Origin of the sequence: Roseateles koreensis (assembly GCF_028595305.1) — a bacterium.
Taxonomy (GTDB): Bacteria; Pseudomonadota; Gammaproteobacteria; order Burkholderiales; family Burkholderiaceae_C; genus Paucibacter_A; species Paucibacter_A koreensis.
On the sequence record NZ_JAQQXS010000006.1, the window covers coordinates 163,910 to 183,987 of the forward strand.

The window sequence follows — 20,078 nt, forward strand, 5'->3', positions numbered from 1 at the left end:
GGCCTTGCTTCAGAAGTGGTACTCAGCGCGAATCATGGGCGTCTTGGCGAAGGCGCCGGAGCCTGCAGGGCCGTCACTGTTGTTGCCAAACTTGTTTTTCCAGTACTGATACTCAAAGCCCAGCTTGAAGGACTTGGGTTGCGCATTGATCAGGCCACTCAGGTCGTACATGATTTGCATGTCGATATTGGTCTCGGTGGCCGTGTCATTGCCAAACTCATCCTTTCCCTTGGAGGCAATCAGGTTGGCAAACCCTTCAAATGAAAAGCCGCTGCTGCCGATAGGAATGCCCCACGCAGCAGTCAACATCGGGTGCACGTCGTAGCTGTAACGCGGTGTTGAAACCTTGGTGAAGGTGCTGTACGGGGCATTGCTTTCCCACAAGGCCAGCACGCTAACGTCCAAAAAGCCTGGCACATCGAACATCAACGTCGGGCCGGCCACCAGCATGCGCTTCTTGGAGTTGTAGCCCGCATCGGTTTTGGTGTTGGCGTCAAAGCCGAAGGTCAACCCCGCCCCACGCACCGGGCCAAACTTGATGGCGGATCCGCTCACCTTTTCAAAATTGACGGTGTTGCGATAGACGATGTAAACCTCGGTGGCGCCATTGGACGAGCCCGCGCCGGCTGGGTCTTTGTTGTCAGACAGCAGCAGATCGATGTTGAAGAAGTTGGTTCCGTACTTGTAGCCGCTGACGTGGTTGAAGTCGATGATGTTCTTCTTGATGTCATCGGGGTTGAAGGGCTCGGCAAATTGGGTGCCGCTTCGAATGCCGATGGACGTATCGCTCCAATCGGCCGCCTGCGCGGGCAGGGCCGCTGCAGCCAGTGCGATTGGCAGCAGGGTTGGCAGCGCGATGGCCTTGAAGGTGTTTTTTGTCGTACTCATGAATGCTCCTAGAGTTGTTTGCGGATCGGGAATCGGTAAGGTCTTGCTGGAATGTCGAAGTCAGTTGATTGATTGCGTTATTGGGCAGGCGCGCCGGCCTCAAACCAGTGTTTGATCAACAAGCGTTCGGCCTGGGTGATCTGTGTGGCGTTGTTGAGCGGCATCTGTTTGAGCACCGCAGCCTGTTGGTAGACGGCTTGCGCATGCTGCTGGATGAGCTCTGGGGTATGGAGCGCAATGCCTTTGTTCTGCACCGTCGCGTTGTGGCACATGACACAGCGCTGCTCAATCACGGTTTTCAGCGCCGCAAACGCAACGGGCGCGTCAGCATCTGCCGGCCTTGCTTGCGATGCAGAAGGCGCGGGTGCCAACCAGACCATCAAGCCCAGCACCATCAGCACACCGGCCGCCGCGGTCGCATACGGCGGCTTGACACCTTGCACCGCAGCCTTGTGCCGGGCCACGAAAAAATGCCGAATCAAGGCGCCCGCCACCATCAGCACCGACAGCACGGCCCAGTTGCGCGGGCCCTCAAACAGCCAGCCGTAGTGGTTGGATAGCATGGCGATCAAGACAGGCAGTGTGAAATAAGTGTTATGCACGCTGCGCTGCTTCGCACGCCAACCATGAAGAGGGTCAACCGTTTGGCCCGCCTTGAGCTGGGCCACCACCCGGCGCTGCCCGGGAATGATCCACACCAGCACGTTGGCGCTCATGCTGGTCGCCAACATCGCGCCCACCAGCACAAAGGCGGCGCGCCCTGCAAACAACTGGCATGCCAGCCAAGTCGCCCCCAGCACCAGCACGAGCAAGCACGCACCGACAATCAAGTCGCCATTTTTTTTGCGTCCCAAGCTGCGGCAAATGGCGTCGTAGGCCAGCCAGAACACCAGCAAAAAGGCCAGGGCCGTGCCAACCGCAGCAGCCGCAGGCCAGTCATGTACACGCCGATCCACCATGAAGGTACCTGCGTTGAACAGGTACAGCACGCTGAACAAGCCCATGCCCGACAACCAGGTGGCGTAACTCTCCCAGTAAAACCAGTGCAGATTCTTGGGCAGCTGTTTTGGTGCCACCAGGTACTTTTGAGGGTTGTAGAAACCGCCGCCGTGCACGGCCCACAGTTCACCGCTCACGCCTTTGTCCAATAGTTCAGGCGAGGTGGGCGGGGTCAGACTGTTGTCGAGAAAAACAAAGTAGAACGACGATCCGGCCCACGCAATGACGGTGATGACATGCGTCCATCGCAACAGCAGATTTGCCCAGTCAAGCAGATAAGAGGTGTCCATCAAGCTCCAAAAATAACGGCGAGCGGCTACGGGCTATTCAGGCCTGTGATTCGTCGCTGAGGTCGCGCCGTGGCTGTTGAAAAACTGTAAACGGCGTGCTCTCCAAGTATGACCTCTGGTTTTCCCGAGATGCCACGCGGTGTCAACTTCATAGCAACAGTTGTGCCGGCCCGGGGCGTGTTTGCAGCCCAGGTTTCGCCTTGAATTGAGGCCTGTTGCGCTTGAGTCGTGCAAGGGGCACCGCTGTTGTGCGTGTCGTGTGTCCGACAGCCCCAGCGCGATCAGCGACGGCACCGGTGGTACAGAATCTGCAGCAGAATCGCTCTCAGGTGAAATCGGGCTGCCATTTTGAAACCTCAGACTTTTGACGGGAAAGGCGTGCGCGCATGAGTACTCTTGGCCATACGACGTTGCCGCCGGGCTATCCGCGTGATTTGTCGGGCTATGGGCGCAATCCGCCGCATGCCGCATGGCCGCAGCAGGCCCGGGTGGCGGTGCAGTTTGTGTTGAATTTTGAGGAGGGCGGCGAGAACTCGGTTCTGCACGGTGATGCGGGCAGCGAGCAGTTTTTGTCTGAAATGTTCAACCCGCCGGCTTTTGCAGAGCGCCATCTCAGCATGGAGAGTATTTACGAATACGGCTCACGGGTGGGCGTGTGGCGCCTGCTGCGTGAGTTCGAGCGGCGCAAGTTGCCCTTGACGGTGTTTGGCGTCGGCATGGCACTCGCCCGAAATCCCGAGGTGACCGCAGCCTTTGCCGAACTGGGGTACGAGATTGCGTGCCACGGTTGGCGTTGGATTTCGTATCAACACGTTGACGAAGCCACGGAGCGCGACCATCTGGCTCAGTGCGTGCAAACCATCGAGGCACTGACCGGTGGATCAACGAAAATAAGCGGCAAGAGCGGGCGCGATCACGCCTTGGGTTGGTACACCGGGCGCGACAGCCCCAATACGCGCCGCTTGGTGGCGGATCACGGTGGTTTCGAATACGACAGCGACTACTACGGCGACGATTTGCCGTTCTGGTTGAAGGTTAGAAAAACCGATGGGAGCTGCGCACCGCAACTGATCGTGCCTTACACCCTGGATTGCAACGACATGCGCTTCGCCTTGCCGCAGGGCTATTCGCACGGCGACGAGTTTTTCCAGTACCTGCGTGATGCGTTTGACGTGCATTACGCCGAAGGGGCGGAACAGCCCGCGATGATGAGTATTGGCATGCATTGCCGCTTGCTGGGGCGCCCGGGGCGCATGCGCGCGCTGCAGCGTTTTCTGGATCACATCGAGCGCCACGACCGCGTGTGGGTGACCCGCCGCATCGATATTGCACGGCACTGGAAGGCCACCCACCCTTTCGACCCTGACCATGCCTTCCAATGGGGCTGAGCGGACTTTCACGATGATGTTGAAACTGGATGAACTCAATGGTTTGATCTGCGCTGACTTTGTGGCGCGATTGGCGGGCGTTTACGAACACTCGCCGTGGGTTGCTGAGCATGCTTGGCAACGGCGGCCTTTCAAGACCTTGGCGCAACTGAAGTACGCGTTGGTCGCCTCCGTTCGTACCGCTGGCGTGGACGCGCAAATGGCGCTGCTGCGCGCCCACCCGGAGTTGGCGGGCAAAGCCATGGTGGCGCAGGCCCTGACCACTGAGTCTGCGAACGAGCAGGGCAGTGCAGGTTTGACGCAGTGCAGCCCGACCGAATTCGCCCGGATTCAGCAACTCAATGCTGACTACACGGCCCGCTTCGGCTTTCCTTTCATCCTGGCGGTGCGGGGCCCTCGGGGGCTGGGGCTGTCGAGGGGGGAGATCATTGAAACCTTGGCTCGACGCTTGAACAATCCCGCGGATTTCGAGTTCGCTGAGGGCTTGCGCCAGGTGCACCGCATTGCCGAGATCCGCTTGAATGACAAGTTTGGGTTTGATCCGGTTCTGGGCCATTGGGTGTGGGACCGGGCCGAAGAGTTGGCCGCCTACAGCGACCCAGGTTTTGCGGAGCGCGGCGAGTTGACCGTCACCTATCTGACGCCGGCCCACCAGGCTTGCGCTCAAACGCTGGCCGTGTGGATGCGTGTCGATTGCGGGTTTGACCATGTCGAGATCGATGCCGTGGGCAATGTCGTGGGTCGCTATCACGCGGCTGCATCGGCACCGGAGGTGGCGCCACGGCTGTTGACGGGCTCCCACTACGACACGGTACGCAACGGTGGCAAGTACGATGGGCGCCTCGGCATTCTGGTGCCGATGGCCTGTGTGCGAGAACTACACCGGCAGGGGAGGCGACTGCCGTTCAGCATCGAGGTGGTGGCGTTTTCTGAAGAGGAGGGGCAGCGCTACAAGGCCACCTTCCTGGGCTCCAGTGCGCTGACTGGGCAATTTGATACGGCATGGTTGGATCAACAAGATGCGCAGGGAATCTCCCTTCGCCAAGCCATGAAATCGGCCGGCTTGCGAGAGGAAGACATCCCCGCGCTGCGCCGCGAACCCAGCCGCTACCTCGGCTTCGTTGAGGTACACATTGAACAAGGGCCGGTGCTGAATGCGCTGGACCTGCCGCTGGGTGTGGTCACCTCGATCAACGGCAGCGTGCGCTTCATGGGTGAGTTGATCGGCATGGCCAGCCACGCCGGTACAACCCCCATGGGGCACCGGCGTGACGCCGCAGTGGCCGTTGCCGAACTGCTGCTGTTTGTTGAACAACGTGCCTCGGCCGTGCCCGGGTTGGTGGCCACGGTGGGCATGTTGCAGGTGCCTGAAGGCTCCATCAACGTGGTGCCCGGGCGCTGCCAGTTCAGCCTCGACATCCGCGCCACCACCGATGCGGTGCGCGATGCCTGTGCCTACGACATTCAACAGGAACTGCGCCGCATCTGCGAACGCCGCGATTTGCGCTTTAGCCTGGAAGAAGCCATGCGCGCTGCAGCGGCGCCTTGTGCACCCGCCTTGCAAGCGTGCTGGGACCAGGCCGTCGCGGCCTTGGGCCTGCCGCTACATCACATGCCCAGTGGCGCGGGGCACGACGCAATGAAGCTACATGAGGTGATGCCGCAGGCCATGTTGTTCGTGCGCGGCCTGAATGCCGGCATCAGCCACAACCCGCTGGAGTCCATCACCAGCGACGACGCGGAGCTCAGCATCCGTGCCTTTCAACACCTGATTGATGCCGTGGGCTCTAAATTGCCATGACTGCCAGCACACCACATAACGATTTATATGAACGGCTTGATGCCTGGGTCGACGCGCATTTCGACGAGGAGTTGCGCTTTTTGCAGCAACTCGTTCAGGTACCCACTGACACGCCGCCCGGCAACAATGCGCCCCACGCGGAGCGCACCGCCGAGTTACTTGCTGCGATTGGCTTGCCCGCCGAGCACCATGCAGTGCCACCGGCGGAGGTACGCGCAGCGGGGATGGAGAGCATCACCAACCTCATCGTGCGGCGCTGTTACGCGCAGGGGCCCACTATCGCCCTGAATGCGCATGGCGACGTGGTGCCGCCCGGTGACGGCTGGATGCATACGCCCTATGGTGGCGAAATCGTCGACGGCAAAATCTACGGCCGCGCAACAGCAGTCAGCAAGGGCGACATGGCGAGCTTCGCCTTCGCGGTGCGTGCACTGGAGTCTCTGGGCGTGTTGCTCCAGGGCAGTGTCGAGTTGCACTTCACCTATGACGAAGAATACGGCGGCGAACTGGGCCCCGGTTGGCTGCTCAAGCAGGGTTTGACACGCCCCGACATGATGATCGCAGCGGGCTTCAGCTACCAGGTGGTTGTGGCGCACAACGGTTGTCTGCAGTTGGAGGTGACGGTGCAGGGTGATATGGCCCATGCCGCCATTCCGGACAGCGGCACCGACGCACTGCAAGGCACTGTACACATCCTGAACGCACTCTACGCATTGAACGGCGACTACCTGCAACTCAGCTCCAAGGTGCCCGGCATCAGCCACCCTTATCTCAATGTGGGGATCATCCAGGGTGGTACCCATACGAACGTGGTGCCCGGCAAGGTGGTGTTGAAATTGGACCGCCGGATGATCCCTGAAGAAGACCCCATGGAGGTTGAAGCCAGCCTGCGTCGCACCATTGCCGAGGCAGCCACCAGCTTCAAGCCGCCACGCGGCGGCCATGATCTTCAGGTGGCGGTGCGCCGCCTGTTGCTGGCGCGCGCCATGCCGCCGCAAGCCGGCAACAAGCCACTGGTCGACGCCATTCAGCGGCATGGTCAAGAGCTGTTCGGTGAACCCATTCCGGCCATGGGTACACCGCTTTACACCGACGTTAGGCTGTATGCCGAGCACGGCATTCCCGGCGTGATCTATGGCGCCGGGCCGCGCACCGTGCGTGAGTCCAACGCCAAACGGGCCGACGAGCATCTGAGCCTTGAGGACCTGCGCCGCGCCACCCAAGTGGTGGCGCGCACGTTGCTGGATTTGCTGTGGGCGGGTTGAAGCGCGGCGGCTCCGGTCAGGTGGGCTCGATGCCCCCTTGTGGCACGCTCTTGGCCGTCTCCTGAGATAATCGACACCCACATGCCACTTTGTTTTCCTTGCAGGTGCCACCCAAGTCGGCCCTTGAAAAGCCCCAGGTACTCGCGCCGCACTCGCTGGGTGCTTTCCTGGGCAAAACGGAGCAAACTCAGTTTGCAACGTCTCTGAAAAATGACGAATTCCTTGGATAAATCAACACCTTACAACCCGTGGCGCCTTTCGGTTGCGCCCATGCTCGACTGGACCGATAGACATTGTCGGGTGTTCCACCGCCTGTTGACCCGGCATACGCGGCTTTACACTGAGATGGTGACGACCGGTGCTTTGCTGCATGGCGATCAGCCGCGCCATCTGGATTTCAACGAGATCGAGCACCCGGTGGCCTTGCAACTGGGGGGCTCTGAGCCTGCGGATTTGGCGGCCTGTGCCAAGCTTGCCGAGAAGTGGGGTTATGACGAGGTCAACCTGAACTGCGGTTGCCCCAGTGAGCGGGTGCAACGAGGTGCTTTCGGGGCTTGTTTGATGGCCGAGCCGGCCTTGGTTGCGCAGGGCATGAAGGCGATGAAAGATGCCGTTAGCATCCCGGTCACCATCAAGCACCGCATTGGCGTTGACCGCGTTGAAAGCTACGACTTTGTGCGCGATTTTGTTGGCCAGATTGCCGAGGCCGGCTGCGAGGTCTTCATCGTCCATGCCCGCAATGCCTGGTTGCAAGGCATCTCGCCCAAGGAGAACCGGGAGTTGCCGCCCTTGCGCTATGAGATCGTGCATCAACTCAAGCGCGAGTTTCCGCACCTCACCATCGTGCTGAACGGTGGCATCAAGGCCGACGCCGAGATCGCCGAGCAATTGCAGCATGTGGACGGGGTGATGGTGGGCCGGCAGGCCTATCACGAGCCTTGGCAGATGGCGGCCTGGGACGAAACTTTCTTCGCTGAAGCCGGGCCGGCATTGAGTCGCGAGCAGGTGGAGGCGGCATGGCTCGACTACTTGCAGGCGCAGGTGGCGGCGAGCGGACGTTCGTGGAGCCAGGGCATGCGCCACGCCCTGGGCTTGTGGAACGGTCAGGCGGGCTCGCGCCGCTGGCGGCAGATCTGGTCGGACCATCAATACAAATCGATGCCGGTGGCCGAAGTTGCGGCGGTGGCCACGCAGGCCCGCACTGGCGTTGCCGCACAGGTGCAGGCGCATGAAGAACAGTTTCAGCAGCGACTCGCCTGAGCGCTTGCGGTTCCATTGTTTCGACACTGCCCTGGGTGCTTGCGGCATCGCTTGGGGCGAGCACGGTGTCATCGGCTCACAACTGCCGGAAGAAAGCACGGGCGCCACGCGCGACCGCATGCGGGTACGTTTCGCCCAAGCGCTTGAAGTCGCGGCGCAGGATGTGCCGCCCAGCGTGCAAGCTGCCATTCAGGCGATTCAGCGCCTTTTGGCGGGTGAAACCGCCGACACACAAGAATTGCTGGCGGTTCAACTGGATGAGCGTGCCTTACCGCCCTTTGACGTGCAGGTGCTTGCCTTGACCCGCCAGATTCCTGTGGGCCAAACGCTCAGCTATGGCGAGGTGGCCACCCGCTTGGGAAAGCCCGGCGCAGCCCGGGCGGTGGGACGTGCCGAAGGGCACAATCCTTTTGCGCCCATCGTGCCTTGCCATCGTGTGTTAGCGGCGGCTGGCGGCTTCAACGGCGGGCAGGGCGGTTTTTCAGCCCATGGCGGGGTGGCGACCAAGCGCCTCTTGCTGATGATTGAGGCGCGGGCCAGCGGGCAAGCGGTGGCCGAGCAGCAATCTTTGTTCGACCCCCAGGCCTGAGCCTGCTTCGTGCGCATCCATCGCGCCCTGCGGGCGCAAGCCGTAAAATCGGCGACTCACTTTTAGGCCCACTATGTCTTTCGCTACCTTGGGCCTGTCGCCCGCCTTGCTCCGCGCTGTGCGGGTGCAGGGCTACCACGCCCCCACGGCCATTCAGACCGAGGCCATACCGGCCATTCTCGACGGACACGATGTGCTCGGCCTGGCGCAGACTGGCTCCGGCAAAACGGCGGCCTATGCCTTGCCGCTTTTGCAGCACGTGTATCGCCATCGCCTGCAGTCGCGTGAGCAAGGCCAAGCGGGCCCACGCCTGCCCCTCGTCGTGGTGGTGGTGCCTACTCGCGAATTGGCAGTTCAGGTGGGCGAAACCTTTGAGGGGCTGGTGCAGATTTTGCGCGAAACGGGGGATGCCCCCATGTCCTTGAAGGTGACGTTGGCGTTTGGCGGTGTTTCCATCAATCCGCAGCTGATGGCCTTGCGCGGTGGCAGTGACATCGTTGTTGCTACGCCGGGGCGATTGTTGGACCTGCTGGCGCATCGGGGGCTGAGCTTGGCCGATGTGGGTTGCCTGGTGCTGGACGAGGCCGACCGCTTGCTCGATCTGGGTTTCAGCGAAGAAATGCAACGCGTGCTGGAGGCGTTGCCTGAGCACCGCCAGAACCTGTTTTTCTCGGCCACCTTTGCCAAGCCAGTGGAAGCCTTGGCGCAGGCCTTGTTGCAGGCGCCGGTGCGCATTGAAATCACGCCGGAGCCGCAGCGGATCGCGGCCATTCATCAACGCGCCATTGTGGTGGACGAGGCCCGGCGCACGCCTCTGCTGCGGCAACTGCTGACGCAAGAAGGGTGGACGCGGGTGTTGGTGTTTGTCGCCACCAAATATGCCACCGAGCACGTGTCCGAAAAACTCTGGAAAACCGGTGTCAAGGCCGCAGCCCTGCATGGCGAGTTGAGCCAGGGCGGGCGCCAGCGGGTGTTGAATGCGTTGAAATCGGGCGAAATTCAGGTGCTGGTGGCCACCGATGTGGCTGCACGCGGCCTGGACATTCCGGAATTGCCGGTGGTGCTGAACTACGACTTGCCTCGCTCGGCGACCGACTACACCCACCGCATCGGCCGCACTGGCCGTGCGGGCGAAGCGGGTTTGGCCGTGAGCTTTATCAGTGGGATGCTCAGCAATGGCGAGGCCCATTTCCGCCTGATCGAAAAACGCCAGGGGCAACGCGTGCCGCGTGAGCAGATCGAGGGCTTTGAAGCCTCGGCCGTCGCTTCAGCTGCAGCCAGCGTGGGCGGCGTGAAGGGCCACCGCAAGAGCAAGAAAGACAAGCTGCGCGAAGCGGCAGCCAAGCTGGAATCGCCCGCAGAAGCCGCTTCGGGTGATTGACACGGCGTACGCGCTTGGGGTGACTTTGCGCGTTGTGTCGCAGTTGTAGTGTTTGCGGGCCGGGCGGAGCACGTACACCCACTCACACTTTCGCCAAGTGAATCAGGGTTCGCCAAGGGGGATGTGTCATGCATTGCCCTGTACCATTTCGCTCATTTTCGGACTGTCTGAGGACTCCCATGAGCGAACAAAATCTTCCCACGCAACGGGCTCGGCGCCAGTTGTTGGCCGGCAGTGCCTCGGCACTTGCCGCAGCAGGCCTGGCCTCGTTCACGCGGTCGGCGCAGGCCCAGATGGCCTCGGCGCCGGCCGCTAACTTGCCGCCCGTGCCCAAGCCCTTTCCGCCCTATGTGAGCTGGAAAGATACCAACGCGATGATCTTGCACAGCAGCACGACCATCGAGACCAAACGCGCATCGCAGGGCATGGGCCTGATCACCCCCGCAGAGCACTTGTACGTGCGCAACAACCTGCCTGCACCCGCAGCCAGTATTTTGGATGATCGAGAGGCCTGGGCAATCAGCATCGAGGGCGTTAAAAACCCACGCAGCCTGAGCCTGCGCGAACTCAAGACCGTGGGCCTTGAATCGCTGCCCATGGTGCTGCAGTGCTCCGGCAACGGGCGCGGCTTTTTTCCTAGTAAACCCAGCGGAACGCCCTGGACGGTGGGTGCTGCGGGCTGCGTGGTCTGGACCGGCGTGCCGGTGCGCCAGGTGGTTGAACTGCTTGGCGGGGCGTTGCCCGGCATGCCTTTCATGACCAGCACGGGCGGCGAGGTTTTGCCAGCAGGCATCGACCCCAAGAGCGTGATGGTCGAGCGCTCGGTGTCGGCCCAGGCCATGGGCGAGGCGCTGCTGGCTTGGGAGCTGAACGGCCAGCCGATTCCGCTGGCGCATGGCGGCCCCTTGCGCCTGATTGTGCCGGGCTATCAAGGTGTCAATCAGATCAAGTACATCAAGCGCCTAGCCTTCACCGCCCAAGAGTCGGATGCCAAGATCATGTCGCACGGCTACCGCATTTCGCCGCCCGGCACCCCGTCTGACCCGACCCAGCCCTCGGTGCAGGAAATGTCGGTCAAGTCATGGATCAATAGCCCTCTGCCCGAGCGGCCTGGCACGGCGGGTCCGGTGCAAATTCAAGGTCTTGCCTTTGCGGGGGCGCACGCCATCAAGCGGGTGGAGGTGTCGGTTGACGGCGGCAAACACTGGCGCGACGCACGCTTCATCGGCCCCGAATTGGGTAAGTACGCGTGGCGCCAATTTGCGCTGGCGGTGATTTTGCCGCCCGGCACCCACCAGCTGGTGTCACGCGCTACAGATACGGCTGGCCATGTGCAGCCTGAGCAGCGTCTGGAGAATGTGCATGGCTACAACAACAACAGCTGGGCCGATCACGCTGTGACGGTCACTTTGTCGTGAGGGTCTTGCATTGGGCTCGCGGCGCAGCGGTGGCCTACTTGCTTGCGGGCCTGTGCGGCCTGGGAATCGCCCCCACGCTTGCGCAGGCGCAAACTTCAGCACCCGCTCTGGCTGGCGCACAGGCCGAATTGGCCTTAGGGAAACGACTCTTCACCGAGACGGCCAAGCCCGCGGCCTGCGCCTTGTGCCATACCTTGAAGGACGCTGACGCCGAAGGCGCCATTGGCCCGATCCTGGATGAAATCAAGCCCGATGCTGAGCGTGTCAAACGGGCCTTGCGCAGCGGCGGCGTGGGGGCTATGCCCTCATTCCTGGGGCTGACTGAGCAGGAGATGCAGGCCTTGGCGCGTTATGTGGCGCAGGCCAGCGGCGGGGCCTCAGCGGCTTCGGCTGCAAGCAAGTAAGGCGCTATTCAACCGAGCTCCACGATCACCGGCGCGTGGTCGCTGGGGCGCTCATTCTTGCGTGGCAGCTTGTCAATGACGCAGGTTTTGACGCTGCTCTTCAACGCCGCGTTCACCAAGATGTGATCGATGCGCAGGCCCTGGTTCTTGCGGAAGGCCAGATTGCGGTAGTCCCACCAACTCCAGCTTTTTGGCGCCTGCTCGAACAGGCGAAAGGCGTCCACCAGGCCCAGATCCAGCAGGCCCTGAAAATGCGCACGTTCCTGCGGCGTGCAATGAATCTGCCCGGCCCAAGCCACCGGGTCGTAAACGTCGCGGTCCTCCGGCGCGATATTGAAATCACCCATCAGCACGAGCTTGTCGTGGGTTTTTAGCTCATCGGCCACCCAGGCCCGCAGTGCGTCCAGCCAGCCCATTTTGTAGACGAATTTGTCACTGTCTGGCGCCTGCCCGTTTGGGAAATAGGCACCGATGCAGCGCACGCCAGCCACCGTGCCAGCAATCACACGGGCTTGCTCGTCGGCCAAGCCGGGGATGTTTTTTACCACCCCCACGGCAGGCTCACGGCTCAGCAAGGCGACGCCGTTGTAGGTCTTCTGACCAAACCATTGCACCTGATAGCCGGCGGCGCCGATTTCAAGCGTCGGAAACTTATCGTCCGTCAGTTTGGTTTCCTGCAGTACCAGGGCATCGACCGGGTTGCTCGCCAACCAGTCCAGCACTTGAGGGAGGCGGACAGCGAGAGAGTTCACGTTCCAAGTGGCGAGCCGCATAAGATTGAATTTCCTTTTATATCGTCGGTTGTGCTGAGGCCGTGAAATGGGCGTCCGCCGGGCTTGGCGGTCATTGTGTCGCCTATCTAGTGTTCAAGCTGCGCAGCGACCCTGACCGTTGTCATCTACAGTGTTAACAGAGCGCCATACGCACATTATTACGAGACAAAAGGCCCCTCGATGAACCTGCAGGACCAACTTCCGCAACTCATAGCGCAGCACCAGGATCAGGCCGGCGCTTTGCTGCCCCTGCTGCACGCCGTCCAGGATGCACTGGGTTATGTGCCTGCCGAAGCCGTGCCGGCGATCGCCAAAGCCCTGAATCTTTCTCGTGCTGAGGTGCATGGGGTGCTGTCGTACTACCATTTCTTTCGCAGCATGCCGCCGGGGCGTCATGTGGTGCAGATTTGCCGCGCCGAGGCATGTCAGGCTTGCGGGGGCGATGCGCTGCTGGCCGAGGCAGAGCAACTTCTGGCGTGCAAGCTGCATGAGACGCGGGCTGATGGCGCTGTCACGCTGGAGCCGGTGTATTGCCTGGGCTTGTGCGCCTCTTCGCCCGCCATGCAAATCGACGGGCAGTTGCTGGGCCGCGTGGATGGGGTGCGGCTTGCGCAGGTGCTGGCCTCACTGGAGTTGACACCATGAGCGCCACTGCTGCGGTCAAACTCTATGTCCCATGTGACTCTGCCGCCTTGGCCGTTGGGGCCGATGCAGTGGCTGCAGCCTTGATCGACGGCTGCCGGCAACGGGGGTGGCCGGTGCAGGTGGTGCGCAACGGCTCCCGGGGCCTGTTCTGGATCGAGCCTCTGGTGGAAGTGGAAACCGCCGCCGGCCGCGTGGCCTACGGCCCGGTCACCTCTGCCGATGTGCCCAGCTTGCTCGACGCTGGGTTGCTGCAGGGCGCGCCTCATGTGCTGTGCCACGGTTTGACGGCCCAGATTCCCTTTCTGGCGCGACAGCATCGGCTCACCTTTGCCCGCATGGGCGTGACCGACCCGTTGTCCCTGGCCGACTATGAGGCTCATGAGGGCTGGGCCGGGCTGCGCCGTGCGGCCAGCATGGCAGGCGCGGCCATCGTTCAGGAGGTCATGGACTCGGGCCTGCGCGGTCGGGGCGGCGCGGCCTTTCCCACGGGCATCAAATGGAAAACTGTCATGGCGGCGACCGCGGCCGCCATGACAGGGCCTGCGGCCGCGCAAAAGTATGTGGTGTGCAATGCGGATGAAGGCGACTCGGGTACTTTCTCTGATCGCATGACGATGGAGGGCGACCCCTATATGCTGATCGAGGGCATGGCGATCGCCGGGCTTGCGGTCGGTGCGACTCGAGGTTATGTGTACATCCGCGCTGAATACCCCCACGCGGTGGCTACCATGAATGAAGCCATTCGCCGCGCCGGTGCTGCGGGTTGGTTGGGGGATGACGCGGCAGGCTCTGGGCGTGCTTTTCACCTGGAAGTGCGCAAGGCTGCGGGCGCCTATGTGTGCGGCGAAGAGACTGCGATGCTCGAAAGCATCGAAGGCAAGCGCGGCGTGGTGCGGGCCAAGCCCCCGGTGCCGGCGCTGCAGGGCTTGTTCGGCCAGCCGACCGTCATCAACAACGTGATCAGCCTGGCCAGTGTCCCGCTGATTTTGGCGCGAGGCGCGGCCTTTTACCGTGAATGCGGCGTTGGGCACTCGCGCGGGACGCTGCCGTTTCAGCTGGCCGGCAATATCAAACAGGGTGGGTTGATCGAGGTGGCCTTTGGTGTGAGCTTGCGCGAGTTGATGTTCGACTTCGGCGGCGGCAGCCGCAGCGGCCGCCCCATCAAGGCAGCCCAGGTGGGCGGGCCTTTGGGCGCGTATCTGCCTGAGTCGCAATGGGATCTGCCGCTGGATTACGAAGCTTATGCCTCGGTCGGCGCCGTGCTGGGCCATGGCGGCATCGTGGTGCATGACGATCAGACCGATATGGCCAAGATGGCGCGCTATGCCATGGCCTTCTGCGCCCTTGAGAGTTGCGGCAAGTGCACGCCTTGCCGCATTGGCTCGACCCGTGGGGTTGAGGTGTTAGACCGTGTCGCGCAGGGGGGGCAGCGTGGACAGCAGATCGAGTTGTTGCGCGACCTGTGCGAGACCATGACGCAGGGCAGCCTGTGCGCCATGGGCAGCATGACACCGCACCCGGTGCTGTCGGCACTGAATCATTTCCCGGCTGACTTTGGCCTCAGCACCGCTGCGCCCGACACGCCAGCCACCGGCCCGGACATCTGAAGGAGTTTCCATGCGAAACCTTGCCCCACCCGAGATTGATTTTGGAACACCGGCCCGAGCCAGCGACGAACACGTGACGCTGAGCATCGACGGCTACGCTGTCAGCGTTCCACAAGGCACCTCGCTGATGCGCGCCGCTGTGGACGCGGGCATTCAGATTCCCAAGCTCTGCGCCACCGACAGCCTGGAGCCCTTTGGCTCCTGCCGCCTGTGCTTGGTTGAAATCGAAGGCCGCCGCGGCTTTCCGGCCTCATGCACGACACCCGCCGCAGCCGGCATGGTGGTGCACACCCAGACGCCGCAGTTGCAAAAACTGCGCAAAGGCGTGATGGAGCTCTACATCAGCGACCACCCACTGGACTGCCTCACCTGCAGCGCCAACGGCGACTGCGAGTTGCAAACACAGGCCGGCGTTGTGGGCCTGCGCAACGTACGTTATGGCGTGGGCGGCCAAACGGTTGACGGAGTGGCTGGCGCCCACCATTGCGATGCCAAAGTTGATGCCTCTAACCCTTACTTCAGCTTTGACGCATCCAAATGTATCGTCTGCAATCGTTGCGTGCGAGCGTGTGAAGAGGTGCAAGGTACCTTCGCGCTAACGATCAGCGGGCGCGGGTTTGACAGCCGGGTGAGCGCCGGGCAAGACCAACCCTTCATGGACAGCGACTGCGTGTCTTGCGGCGCCTGCGTGCAGGCCTGCCCGACCGCCTCGCTGCAAGAAAAAACGGTGATCGAACTGGGCCAACCCGAACACAGCCTCATCACCACCTGTGCCTACTGCGGCGTGGGTTGTGGCTTCAAGGCGGAGATGAAGGGCAATACCGTCGTTCGGATGACGCCGTGGAAAGACGGCAAGGCCAACGAGGGGCATTCCTGCATCAAGGGCCGTTTCGCCTGGAGCTACGCCACCCATAAAGACCGCGTCACCCGCCCCATGGTGCGCGCCAAGATCAGCGACCCTTGGCGCGAGGTGAGTTGGGACGAAGCCATTGCCTTTGCTGCTGGCGAATTCAAGCGCATTCAAGCCCAACACGGCACCGATGCGGTGGGCGGCATCACCTCTAGCCGCTGTACCAATGAAGAGGTGTACCTGGTTCAAAAGCTGGTTCGCGCTGGTTTTGGCAACAACAATGTCGACACCTGTGCGCGGGTGTGCCATTCACCCACCGGCTATGGCATGGGGGTCACGCTGGGCACATCCGCCGGTACACAAACCTTCAAGTCGGTGGAAGAGGCCGATGTGATCCTGGTCATGGGCGCCAACCCGACCGACGCCCACCCGGTATTCGCCTCGCGCCTAAAAATGCGACTGAGGCAGGGCGCCCGCTTGATCGTGATCGACCCGCGCTGCATCGATCTGGTCGACGGCCCGCATGTGCGTGCCCAGCATCACCTGGCTTTGCGACCCGGCAGCAATGTTGCAATGATCACCGCGCTCGCACATGTGGTTGTCACTGAGGGGCGGGTGAATGAAGCCTATGTGGCTGAGCGTTGCGACACCAAGAGCTTTCATGACTGGCGTGAATTTGTCGCCCGACCGGAGAATTCACCCGAAGCCTTTGAGGCGGCCACGGGTGTGCCCGCCGCAGATGTGCGCGCGGCCGCTCGCCTGTACGCCAGCGGCCCCAATTCAGCCATCTACTACGGCCTGGGTGTTACTGAGCACGCCCAGGGTTCGACCACGGTGATCGGCATCTGCAACCTCGCCATGGCCTGTGGCATGTTCAGCCGTGAAGGCGTGGGCGTGAGCCCGCTGCGGGGCCAGAATAATGTGCAGGGTAGTTGCGATATGGGCAGCTTCCCGCATGAATTGCCGGGCTATCGGCATGTCTCAGACGCGGCGGTGCGTGGCAGCTTCGAGGCGGCTTGGGGCGTGCCGCTTCAGGCCGAGCCGGGCTTGCGCATCCCGAACATGTTCGAGGCTGCTTTGGCGGGCACATTCAAGGGCCTGTATTGCGTGGGGGAAGACATCGTGCAGTCGGACCCGAACACGCAGCACGTGGCCGCCGCCTTGGAGGCGATGGAATGCGTGGTGGTGCAAGACATCTTCATCAATGAGACCGCCAAGTACGCGCATGTTTTGTTGCCGGGCAGCTCCTTCATGGAGAAAGACGGTACCTTCACCAATGCGGAGCGGCGGATTTCACGCGTGCGCCAGCTGATGCCGCCCCTGTCCGGCCTGGGTGACTGGGAGGCGACGCAGCGGCTTGCTATCGCCCTGGGCTACCCCATGAGCTACACGCACCCCGAGCAGATCATGCGGGAGATTGCGGCGCTGACGCCAAGTTTCAGCGGTGTCAGCTACGACAAGATTGAGCGCCTGGGTAGCGTGCAATGGCCTTGCAACGAGAGCACGCTGGAAGCCGGCACTGCGCTGATGCACATCGACCGGTTTGTGCGCGGCAAAGGCCGTTTCTTCAACACACAATATGTGCCCACCTCTGAGAAGGTGACCCGCAAATTCCCGCTGCTGCTGACCACCGGGCGTATTCTCAGTCAGTACAACGTGGGCGCCCAAACTCGCCGCACCGCCAACAACCAGTGGCATCACGAAGACAAGCTGGACATTCACCCCCATGACGCTGAAGAACGCGGCATTCAGCAAGGCGATTGGGTCGGCATTGCCAGCCGGGCGGGGCAAACCGTGTTGCGTGCCGAGATCAGCGAGCGCATGCAGCCGGGCGTCGTGTACACCACCTTCCACTTTCCGGAGTCGGGTGCGAACGTGATCACCACCGACTCCTCCGACTGGGCCACCAATTGCCCGGAGTACAAGGTGACTGCGGTGCAGGTGAGCAAGGTGTCCGAGAAGTCGGCGTGGCAGCAGCAGTACGCGCAGTTCAACCACCAGCAATTGGCCTTTGCTGCGCAGGCTCACACGCCGCCCGCTGAAGCTGACCCGATCCCGCGTCAAGCCCCCGCGACGCACCCTTCATGAGCATCATGGACGTGCCCCAATGGCCGCCCGGCGTGCGGGCGACGCAGGTCACCACTTGGCGCAAGGGGGAGGTCCAGGCTCAACCCGACTGTCTGGCAGAGGAGGTGCCGATTGCGCTGGTTTTCAATGGCATCACCCATGCCGTCATGCTGGCCAGCCCGGCAGATCTGCAAGATTTTGCGCTGGGCTTTGGCTTGAGCGAAGGCCTGCTCAAAGAGCCTGCTGAGTTGTACGGGGTGGAGGTGGCCCCGCTTGCCGACGGCATCGAACTGCAGCTCGAAGTTGCGGCCGCCTGTGAATGGCGCTTGAAAGAACGCCGCCGCAGCCTAGCCGGGCGAACCGGCTGCGGCTTGTGCGGTGCCGACAGCCTGGCCCAGGTGCGGCAGGCGCTGGCCAGCGTGCCGCCGACCCGCTTGCAGCCCGGCGCGCTGACAAAGGCACAACAGGGGCTGAGAGCCCATCAAATCATCCAGCAACTGACCGGTGCCACCCACGCGGCAGCTTGGTGTTCGCCAGAGGGCGAGGTGCTGCTGGTGCGTGAAGACATTGGCCGCCATAACGCGCTGGACAAGCTGATCGGCGCCATGTCCCGCCAAGGAATTTCAAGCCGCGAGGGTTTTGTCTGCATCACCAGCCGAGCAAGTTTCGAGATGGTGCAAAAGGCCGCCATGGCGGGCGTTGGCGTGCTGGCCGCCGTGTCAGCACCCACCGCTCTGGCCGTGCAATGCGCCCTGAGTTGCGGGCTTGCGCTGGCGGGCTTTGTACGGGGCGACGACCTCGTGGCCTACTCCCATCCTGAACGCTTGGGACTGCACGCCGATGGCGTGTGAGCATGCTCCAAACGCCCGTCACCGCATAACGGCATCACCGCATTACCCCATCCACATGCATATCGACAATCTCATCGACATGGCCAATCGCATCGGCCAGTTTTTCCAGGCCATGCCGGATGCGGCGGAGGCGACGCAAGGCATTGCCGAACATCTGCGCAAGTTCTGGACCCCAACCATGCGCCGGGAATTGCTGGCCCATCTTGAAGCCACCCAGGCGCCGACGCTGCTGCCGATTGTTCGGGAGGCGCTGACCCAGCACCGGCTTTTGCTGGGGTAGCGCGGCGCGTTAAAAGTGAAACCAGGCCATGGCGCCGAGTGCGATGCCCAGACCGCCCATCACCAAGGTGGCACTCTCCATCCAGCGTTTTTTGGTCAGCAAGGCGATGGCGGCCAGGGCGATGGACACCTGTAGCGCAGTGGTGGCTTGCGCCCAGCGGTGGTGCTCATGCATCTGCGCTTCGCTCTTTTCATCGAAGGCTTTGGAGGCTTCTTCGAGCTTTTCGGCTTCGTGCTTGATCTCGCCCTTTTCGACCTTGTAACGCTCTACTTCGGCGGTGTATTTGGCCTTCTGTGCATCACTGGTTACCAAGGCAGCGGCCAATTCGGCCAAGTTTTGCTTGTTGCTCTTGGACTGGTACAGCGCCCACTGGTTGGCCGCTTCCGTCTTTTTGATGGCCGCGTCGTTCTTGAACAGGCCGGCGTTGGCCTGGGTCGCACCGCCCATGTAGGAGAACATCGCGCCCACAGTGGCCAAAATGGCCGTGATCACGGCCAACTGGCCCGCCAAGCCTTTGGGGTCATGTTGCCCGGCGTGTTCCAGCTCATGGTCATGGGGGCCGTGCACGTGGAAGCCGTCTTCGGACATGGTGAATTTCCTCTTTGAGTTGAATGAATGTTGCGTTCGCCCGGCGCGGAGCTGGGGCGTTGAAATTTTGAATGACGTTGAGCAAGCTGACTCAGCGTCGCTGATAGGTAACAAAGTCGAATCGCCAGCCCTGCGTGCTTTGGTGAACTTCACGGGCAGATTCGACAAACTGCTCGCGGTCCCAGGGCGGAAAAAAGCAATCGGCATCGAAGTCCGCGTCGATTTCGGTCAGCTCCAGGCGATCCGCCACGGGCAGGGCTTCGGCATAGATTTGCGCACCGCCGATCACCGAGACCCGCGCCTCATCTTTGCAAGCGGCTAGCGCCGTGGCGAGATCGACAAACACTTCGGCACCACTGAGTTGCAGGCCCGGCGTGCGGCTGAGTACGAGATTGCGGCGCCCGGGCAGGGGCCTGAACTTGGGCGGCAGGGAGTCCCAGGTCTTGCGGCCCATGACGACCGGCGCGCCCAGGGTCAAGGCCTTGAAGCGGGCCATGTCTTCGGGCAGATGCCACAGCAGTTGGTTGTCGCGCCCCAGCGCAGCGCCACGGGCAATGCCTGCCACCAGGCTGATTTGCGGCCGCTTGGCCGGGGGCGTTGTGTCAGCAGTAGGCATGGTCAGTGAGCTTGAGGGGTTTTGCGCTCTGGCAATGATAGCGACCCGAGCGTTGGGCAAAAAAAACCGCCCAGGTTTCTCAACCAGGGCGGATGCCTAAAAAGGGGCCGGAGTCAGC

At 62.1% G+C, this 20,078-nt stretch carries 18 protein-coding genes; 13 read left to right on the forward strand and 5 right to left on the reverse strand.

The features are described from left to right. Positions 1-9 precede the first annotated feature (9 nt). The gene (locus PRZ01_RS08430) at positions 10-888 is read right to left on the reverse strand and encodes an outer envelope protein (RefSeq protein ID WP_273596323.1); all 879 of its coding nucleotides are present in this window, start codon (positions 886-888) and stop codon (positions 10-12) included. Positions 889-965: 77 nt separating this feature from the next. Beyond that, positions 966-2,177: a urate hydroxylase PuuD gene (locus PRZ01_RS08435; protein ID WP_273596324.1), complete on the reverse strand. Its 1,212-nt coding sequence runs from the start codon at positions 2,175-2,177 to the stop codon at positions 966-968. 386 nt (positions 2,178-2,563) lie between these two features. On the opposite strand from PRZ01_RS08435, the gene puuE reads away from it, so the two are divergent. The 8 genes from puuE to sorU all read left to right on the forward strand — a co-directional run bounded on the left by puuE (position 2,564) and on the right by sorU (position 11,683). Then, a complete protein-coding gene (puuE, locus tag PRZ01_RS08440; protein WP_273596325.1) occupies positions 2,564-3,565 on the forward strand; it encodes an allantoinase PuuE in 1,002 nt (333 codons plus the stop codon). 13 nt (positions 3,566-3,578) lie between these two features. After that, positions 3,579-5,366, forward strand: a complete 1,788-nt coding sequence (uraD, locus tag PRZ01_RS08445; protein ID WP_273596326.1) for a 2-oxo-4-hydroxy-4-carboxy-5-ureidoimidazoline decarboxylase — start codon at positions 3,579-3,581, stop codon at positions 5,364-5,366. Continuing rightward, a complete protein-coding gene (locus PRZ01_RS08450; protein WP_273596327.1) occupies positions 5,363-6,631 on the forward strand; it encodes a M20/M25/M40 family metallo-hydrolase in 1,269 nt (422 codons plus the stop codon). The genes uraD and PRZ01_RS08450 overlap by 4 nt, the downstream gene beginning before the upstream one ends. A gap of 210 nt (positions 6,632-6,841) precedes the next feature. After that, positions 6,842-7,891: a tRNA dihydrouridine(20/20a) synthase DusA gene (gene dusA / locus PRZ01_RS08455; RefSeq protein ID WP_273596328.1), complete on the forward strand. Its 1,050-nt coding sequence runs from the start codon at positions 6,842-6,844 to the stop codon at positions 7,889-7,891. Then, positions 7,860-8,480: a methylated-DNA--[protein]-cysteine S-methyltransferase gene (locus PRZ01_RS08460; protein WP_273596329.1), complete on the forward strand. Its 621-nt coding sequence runs from the start codon at positions 7,860-7,862 to the stop codon at positions 8,478-8,480. The genes dusA and PRZ01_RS08460 overlap by 32 nt, the downstream gene beginning before the upstream one ends. A 73-nt stretch (positions 8,481-8,553) precedes the next feature. After that, entirely contained in the window at positions 8,554-9,861 is a 1,308-nt protein-coding gene (locus PRZ01_RS08465) for a DEAD/DEAH box helicase (protein WP_273596330.1), read from the forward strand. A gap of 179 nt (positions 9,862-10,040) precedes the next feature. Next, the gene (sorT, locus tag PRZ01_RS08470; RefSeq protein WP_273596331.1) at positions 10,041-11,279 is read left to right on the forward strand and encodes a SorT family sulfite dehydrogenase catalytic subunit; all 1,239 of its coding nucleotides are present in this window, start codon (positions 10,041-10,043) and stop codon (positions 11,277-11,279) included. Positions 11,280-11,344: 65 nt separating this feature from the next. Then, a complete protein-coding gene (sorU, locus tag PRZ01_RS08475; protein ID WP_273596430.1) occupies positions 11,345-11,683 on the forward strand; it encodes a SorU family sulfite dehydrogenase c-type cytochrome subunit in 339 nt (112 codons plus the stop codon). Between the two features lie 8 nt (positions 11,684-11,691). Here sorU and xth read toward each other — a convergent pair whose 3' ends face one another. Next, positions 11,692-12,456 (reverse strand): exodeoxyribonuclease III, encoded by a 765-nt coding sequence (gene xth / locus PRZ01_RS08480; RefSeq protein WP_273596332.1) that lies wholly within the window; start codon positions 12,454-12,456, stop codon positions 11,692-11,694. Positions 12,457-12,636: 180 nt separating this feature from the next. On the opposite strand from xth, the gene PRZ01_RS08485 reads away from it, so the two are divergent. Genes PRZ01_RS08485 through PRZ01_RS08505 form a run of 5 tightly spaced genes read left to right on the forward strand, consistent with a single transcriptional unit; the run spans position 12,637 to position 18,756 of the window. Next, a complete protein-coding gene (locus PRZ01_RS08485) occupies positions 12,637-13,101 on the forward strand; it encodes a formate dehydrogenase subunit gamma (RefSeq protein WP_273596333.1) in 465 nt (154 codons plus the stop codon). Next, a complete protein-coding gene (locus PRZ01_RS08490) occupies positions 13,098-14,708 on the forward strand; it encodes a formate dehydrogenase beta subunit (protein ID WP_273596334.1) in 1,611 nt (536 codons plus the stop codon). The genes PRZ01_RS08485 and PRZ01_RS08490 overlap by 4 nt, the downstream gene beginning before the upstream one ends. Before the next feature lie 10 nt (positions 14,709-14,718). Next, entirely contained in the window at positions 14,719-17,646 is a 2,928-nt protein-coding gene (gene fdhF / locus PRZ01_RS08495) for a formate dehydrogenase subunit alpha (protein WP_273596335.1), read from the forward strand. Beyond that, a complete protein-coding gene (fdhD, locus tag PRZ01_RS08500) occupies positions 17,643-18,476 on the forward strand; it encodes a formate dehydrogenase accessory sulfurtransferase FdhD (RefSeq protein WP_273596336.1) in 834 nt (277 codons plus the stop codon). Before fdhF ends, fdhD begins: the two co-directional genes overlap by 4 nt. A gap of 55 nt (positions 18,477-18,531) precedes the next feature. Further along, positions 18,532-18,756 (forward strand): formate dehydrogenase subunit delta, encoded by a 225-nt coding sequence (locus tag PRZ01_RS08505; RefSeq protein WP_273596337.1) that lies wholly within the window; start codon positions 18,532-18,534, stop codon positions 18,754-18,756. Between the two features lie 9 nt (positions 18,757-18,765). Here PRZ01_RS08505 and PRZ01_RS08510 read toward each other — a convergent pair whose 3' ends face one another. Both PRZ01_RS08510 and PRZ01_RS08515 read right to left on the reverse strand, forming a co-directional pair. Next, positions 18,766-19,344, reverse strand: a complete 579-nt coding sequence (locus PRZ01_RS08510) for a DUF4337 domain-containing protein (RefSeq protein ID WP_273596338.1) — start codon at positions 19,342-19,344, stop codon at positions 18,766-18,768. Between the two features lie 91 nt (positions 19,345-19,435). Beyond that, entirely contained in the window at positions 19,436-19,960 is a 525-nt protein-coding gene (locus tag PRZ01_RS08515) for a dihydrofolate reductase (RefSeq protein ID WP_273596339.1), read from the reverse strand. Positions 19,961-20,078 lie beyond the last annotated feature (118 nt).

Coding starts and splice junctions, on each gene's coding strand:
- PRZ01_RS08430 (WP_273596323.1), bottom strand. CDS start 888: ATGAGTACGACAAAAAACACCTTCAAGGCCATCGCGCTGCCAACCCTG.
- PRZ01_RS08435 (WP_273596324.1), bottom strand. CDS start 2,177: ATGGACACCTCTTATCTGCTTGACTGGGCAAATCTGCTGTTGCGATGG.
- puuE (WP_273596325.1), top strand. CDS start 2,564: ATGAGTACTCTTGGCCATACGACGTTGCCGCCGGGCTATCCGCGTGAT.
- uraD (WP_273596326.1), top strand. CDS start 3,579: ATGATGTTGAAACTGGATGAACTCAATGGTTTGATCTGCGCTGACTTT.
- PRZ01_RS08450 (WP_273596327.1), top strand. CDS start 5,363: ATGACTGCCAGCACACCACATAACGATTTATATGAACGGCTTGATGCC.
- dusA (WP_273596328.1), top strand. CDS start 6,842: ATGACGAATTCCTTGGATAAATCAACACCTTACAACCCGTGGCGCCTT.
- PRZ01_RS08460 (WP_273596329.1), top strand. CDS start 7,860: ATGAAGAACAGTTTCAGCAGCGACTCGCCTGAGCGCTTGCGGTTCCAT.
- PRZ01_RS08465 (WP_273596330.1), top strand. CDS start 8,554: ATGTCTTTCGCTACCTTGGGCCTGTCGCCCGCCTTGCTCCGCGCTGTG.
- sorT (WP_273596331.1), top strand. CDS start 10,041: ATGAGCGAACAAAATCTTCCCACGCAACGGGCTCGGCGCCAGTTGTTG.
- xth (WP_273596332.1), bottom strand. CDS start 12,456: ATGCGGCTCGCCACTTGGAACGTGAACTCTCTCGCTGTCCGCCTCCCT.
- PRZ01_RS08485 (WP_273596333.1), top strand. CDS start 12,637: ATGAACCTGCAGGACCAACTTCCGCAACTCATAGCGCAGCACCAGGAT.
- PRZ01_RS08490 (WP_273596334.1), top strand. CDS start 13,098: ATGAGCGCCACTGCTGCGGTCAAACTCTATGTCCCATGTGACTCTGCC.
- fdhF (WP_273596335.1), top strand. CDS start 14,719: ATGCGAAACCTTGCCCCACCCGAGATTGATTTTGGAACACCGGCCCGA.
- fdhD (WP_273596336.1), top strand. CDS start 17,643: ATGAGCATCATGGACGTGCCCCAATGGCCGCCCGGCGTGCGGGCGACG.
- PRZ01_RS08505 (WP_273596337.1), top strand. CDS start 18,532: ATGCATATCGACAATCTCATCGACATGGCCAATCGCATCGGCCAGTTT.
- PRZ01_RS08510 (WP_273596338.1), bottom strand. CDS start 19,344: ATGTCCGAAGACGGCTTCCACGTGCACGGCCCCCATGACCATGAGCTG.
- PRZ01_RS08515 (WP_273596339.1), bottom strand. CDS start 19,960: ATGCCTACTGCTGACACAACGCCCCCGGCCAAGCGGCCGCAAATCAGC.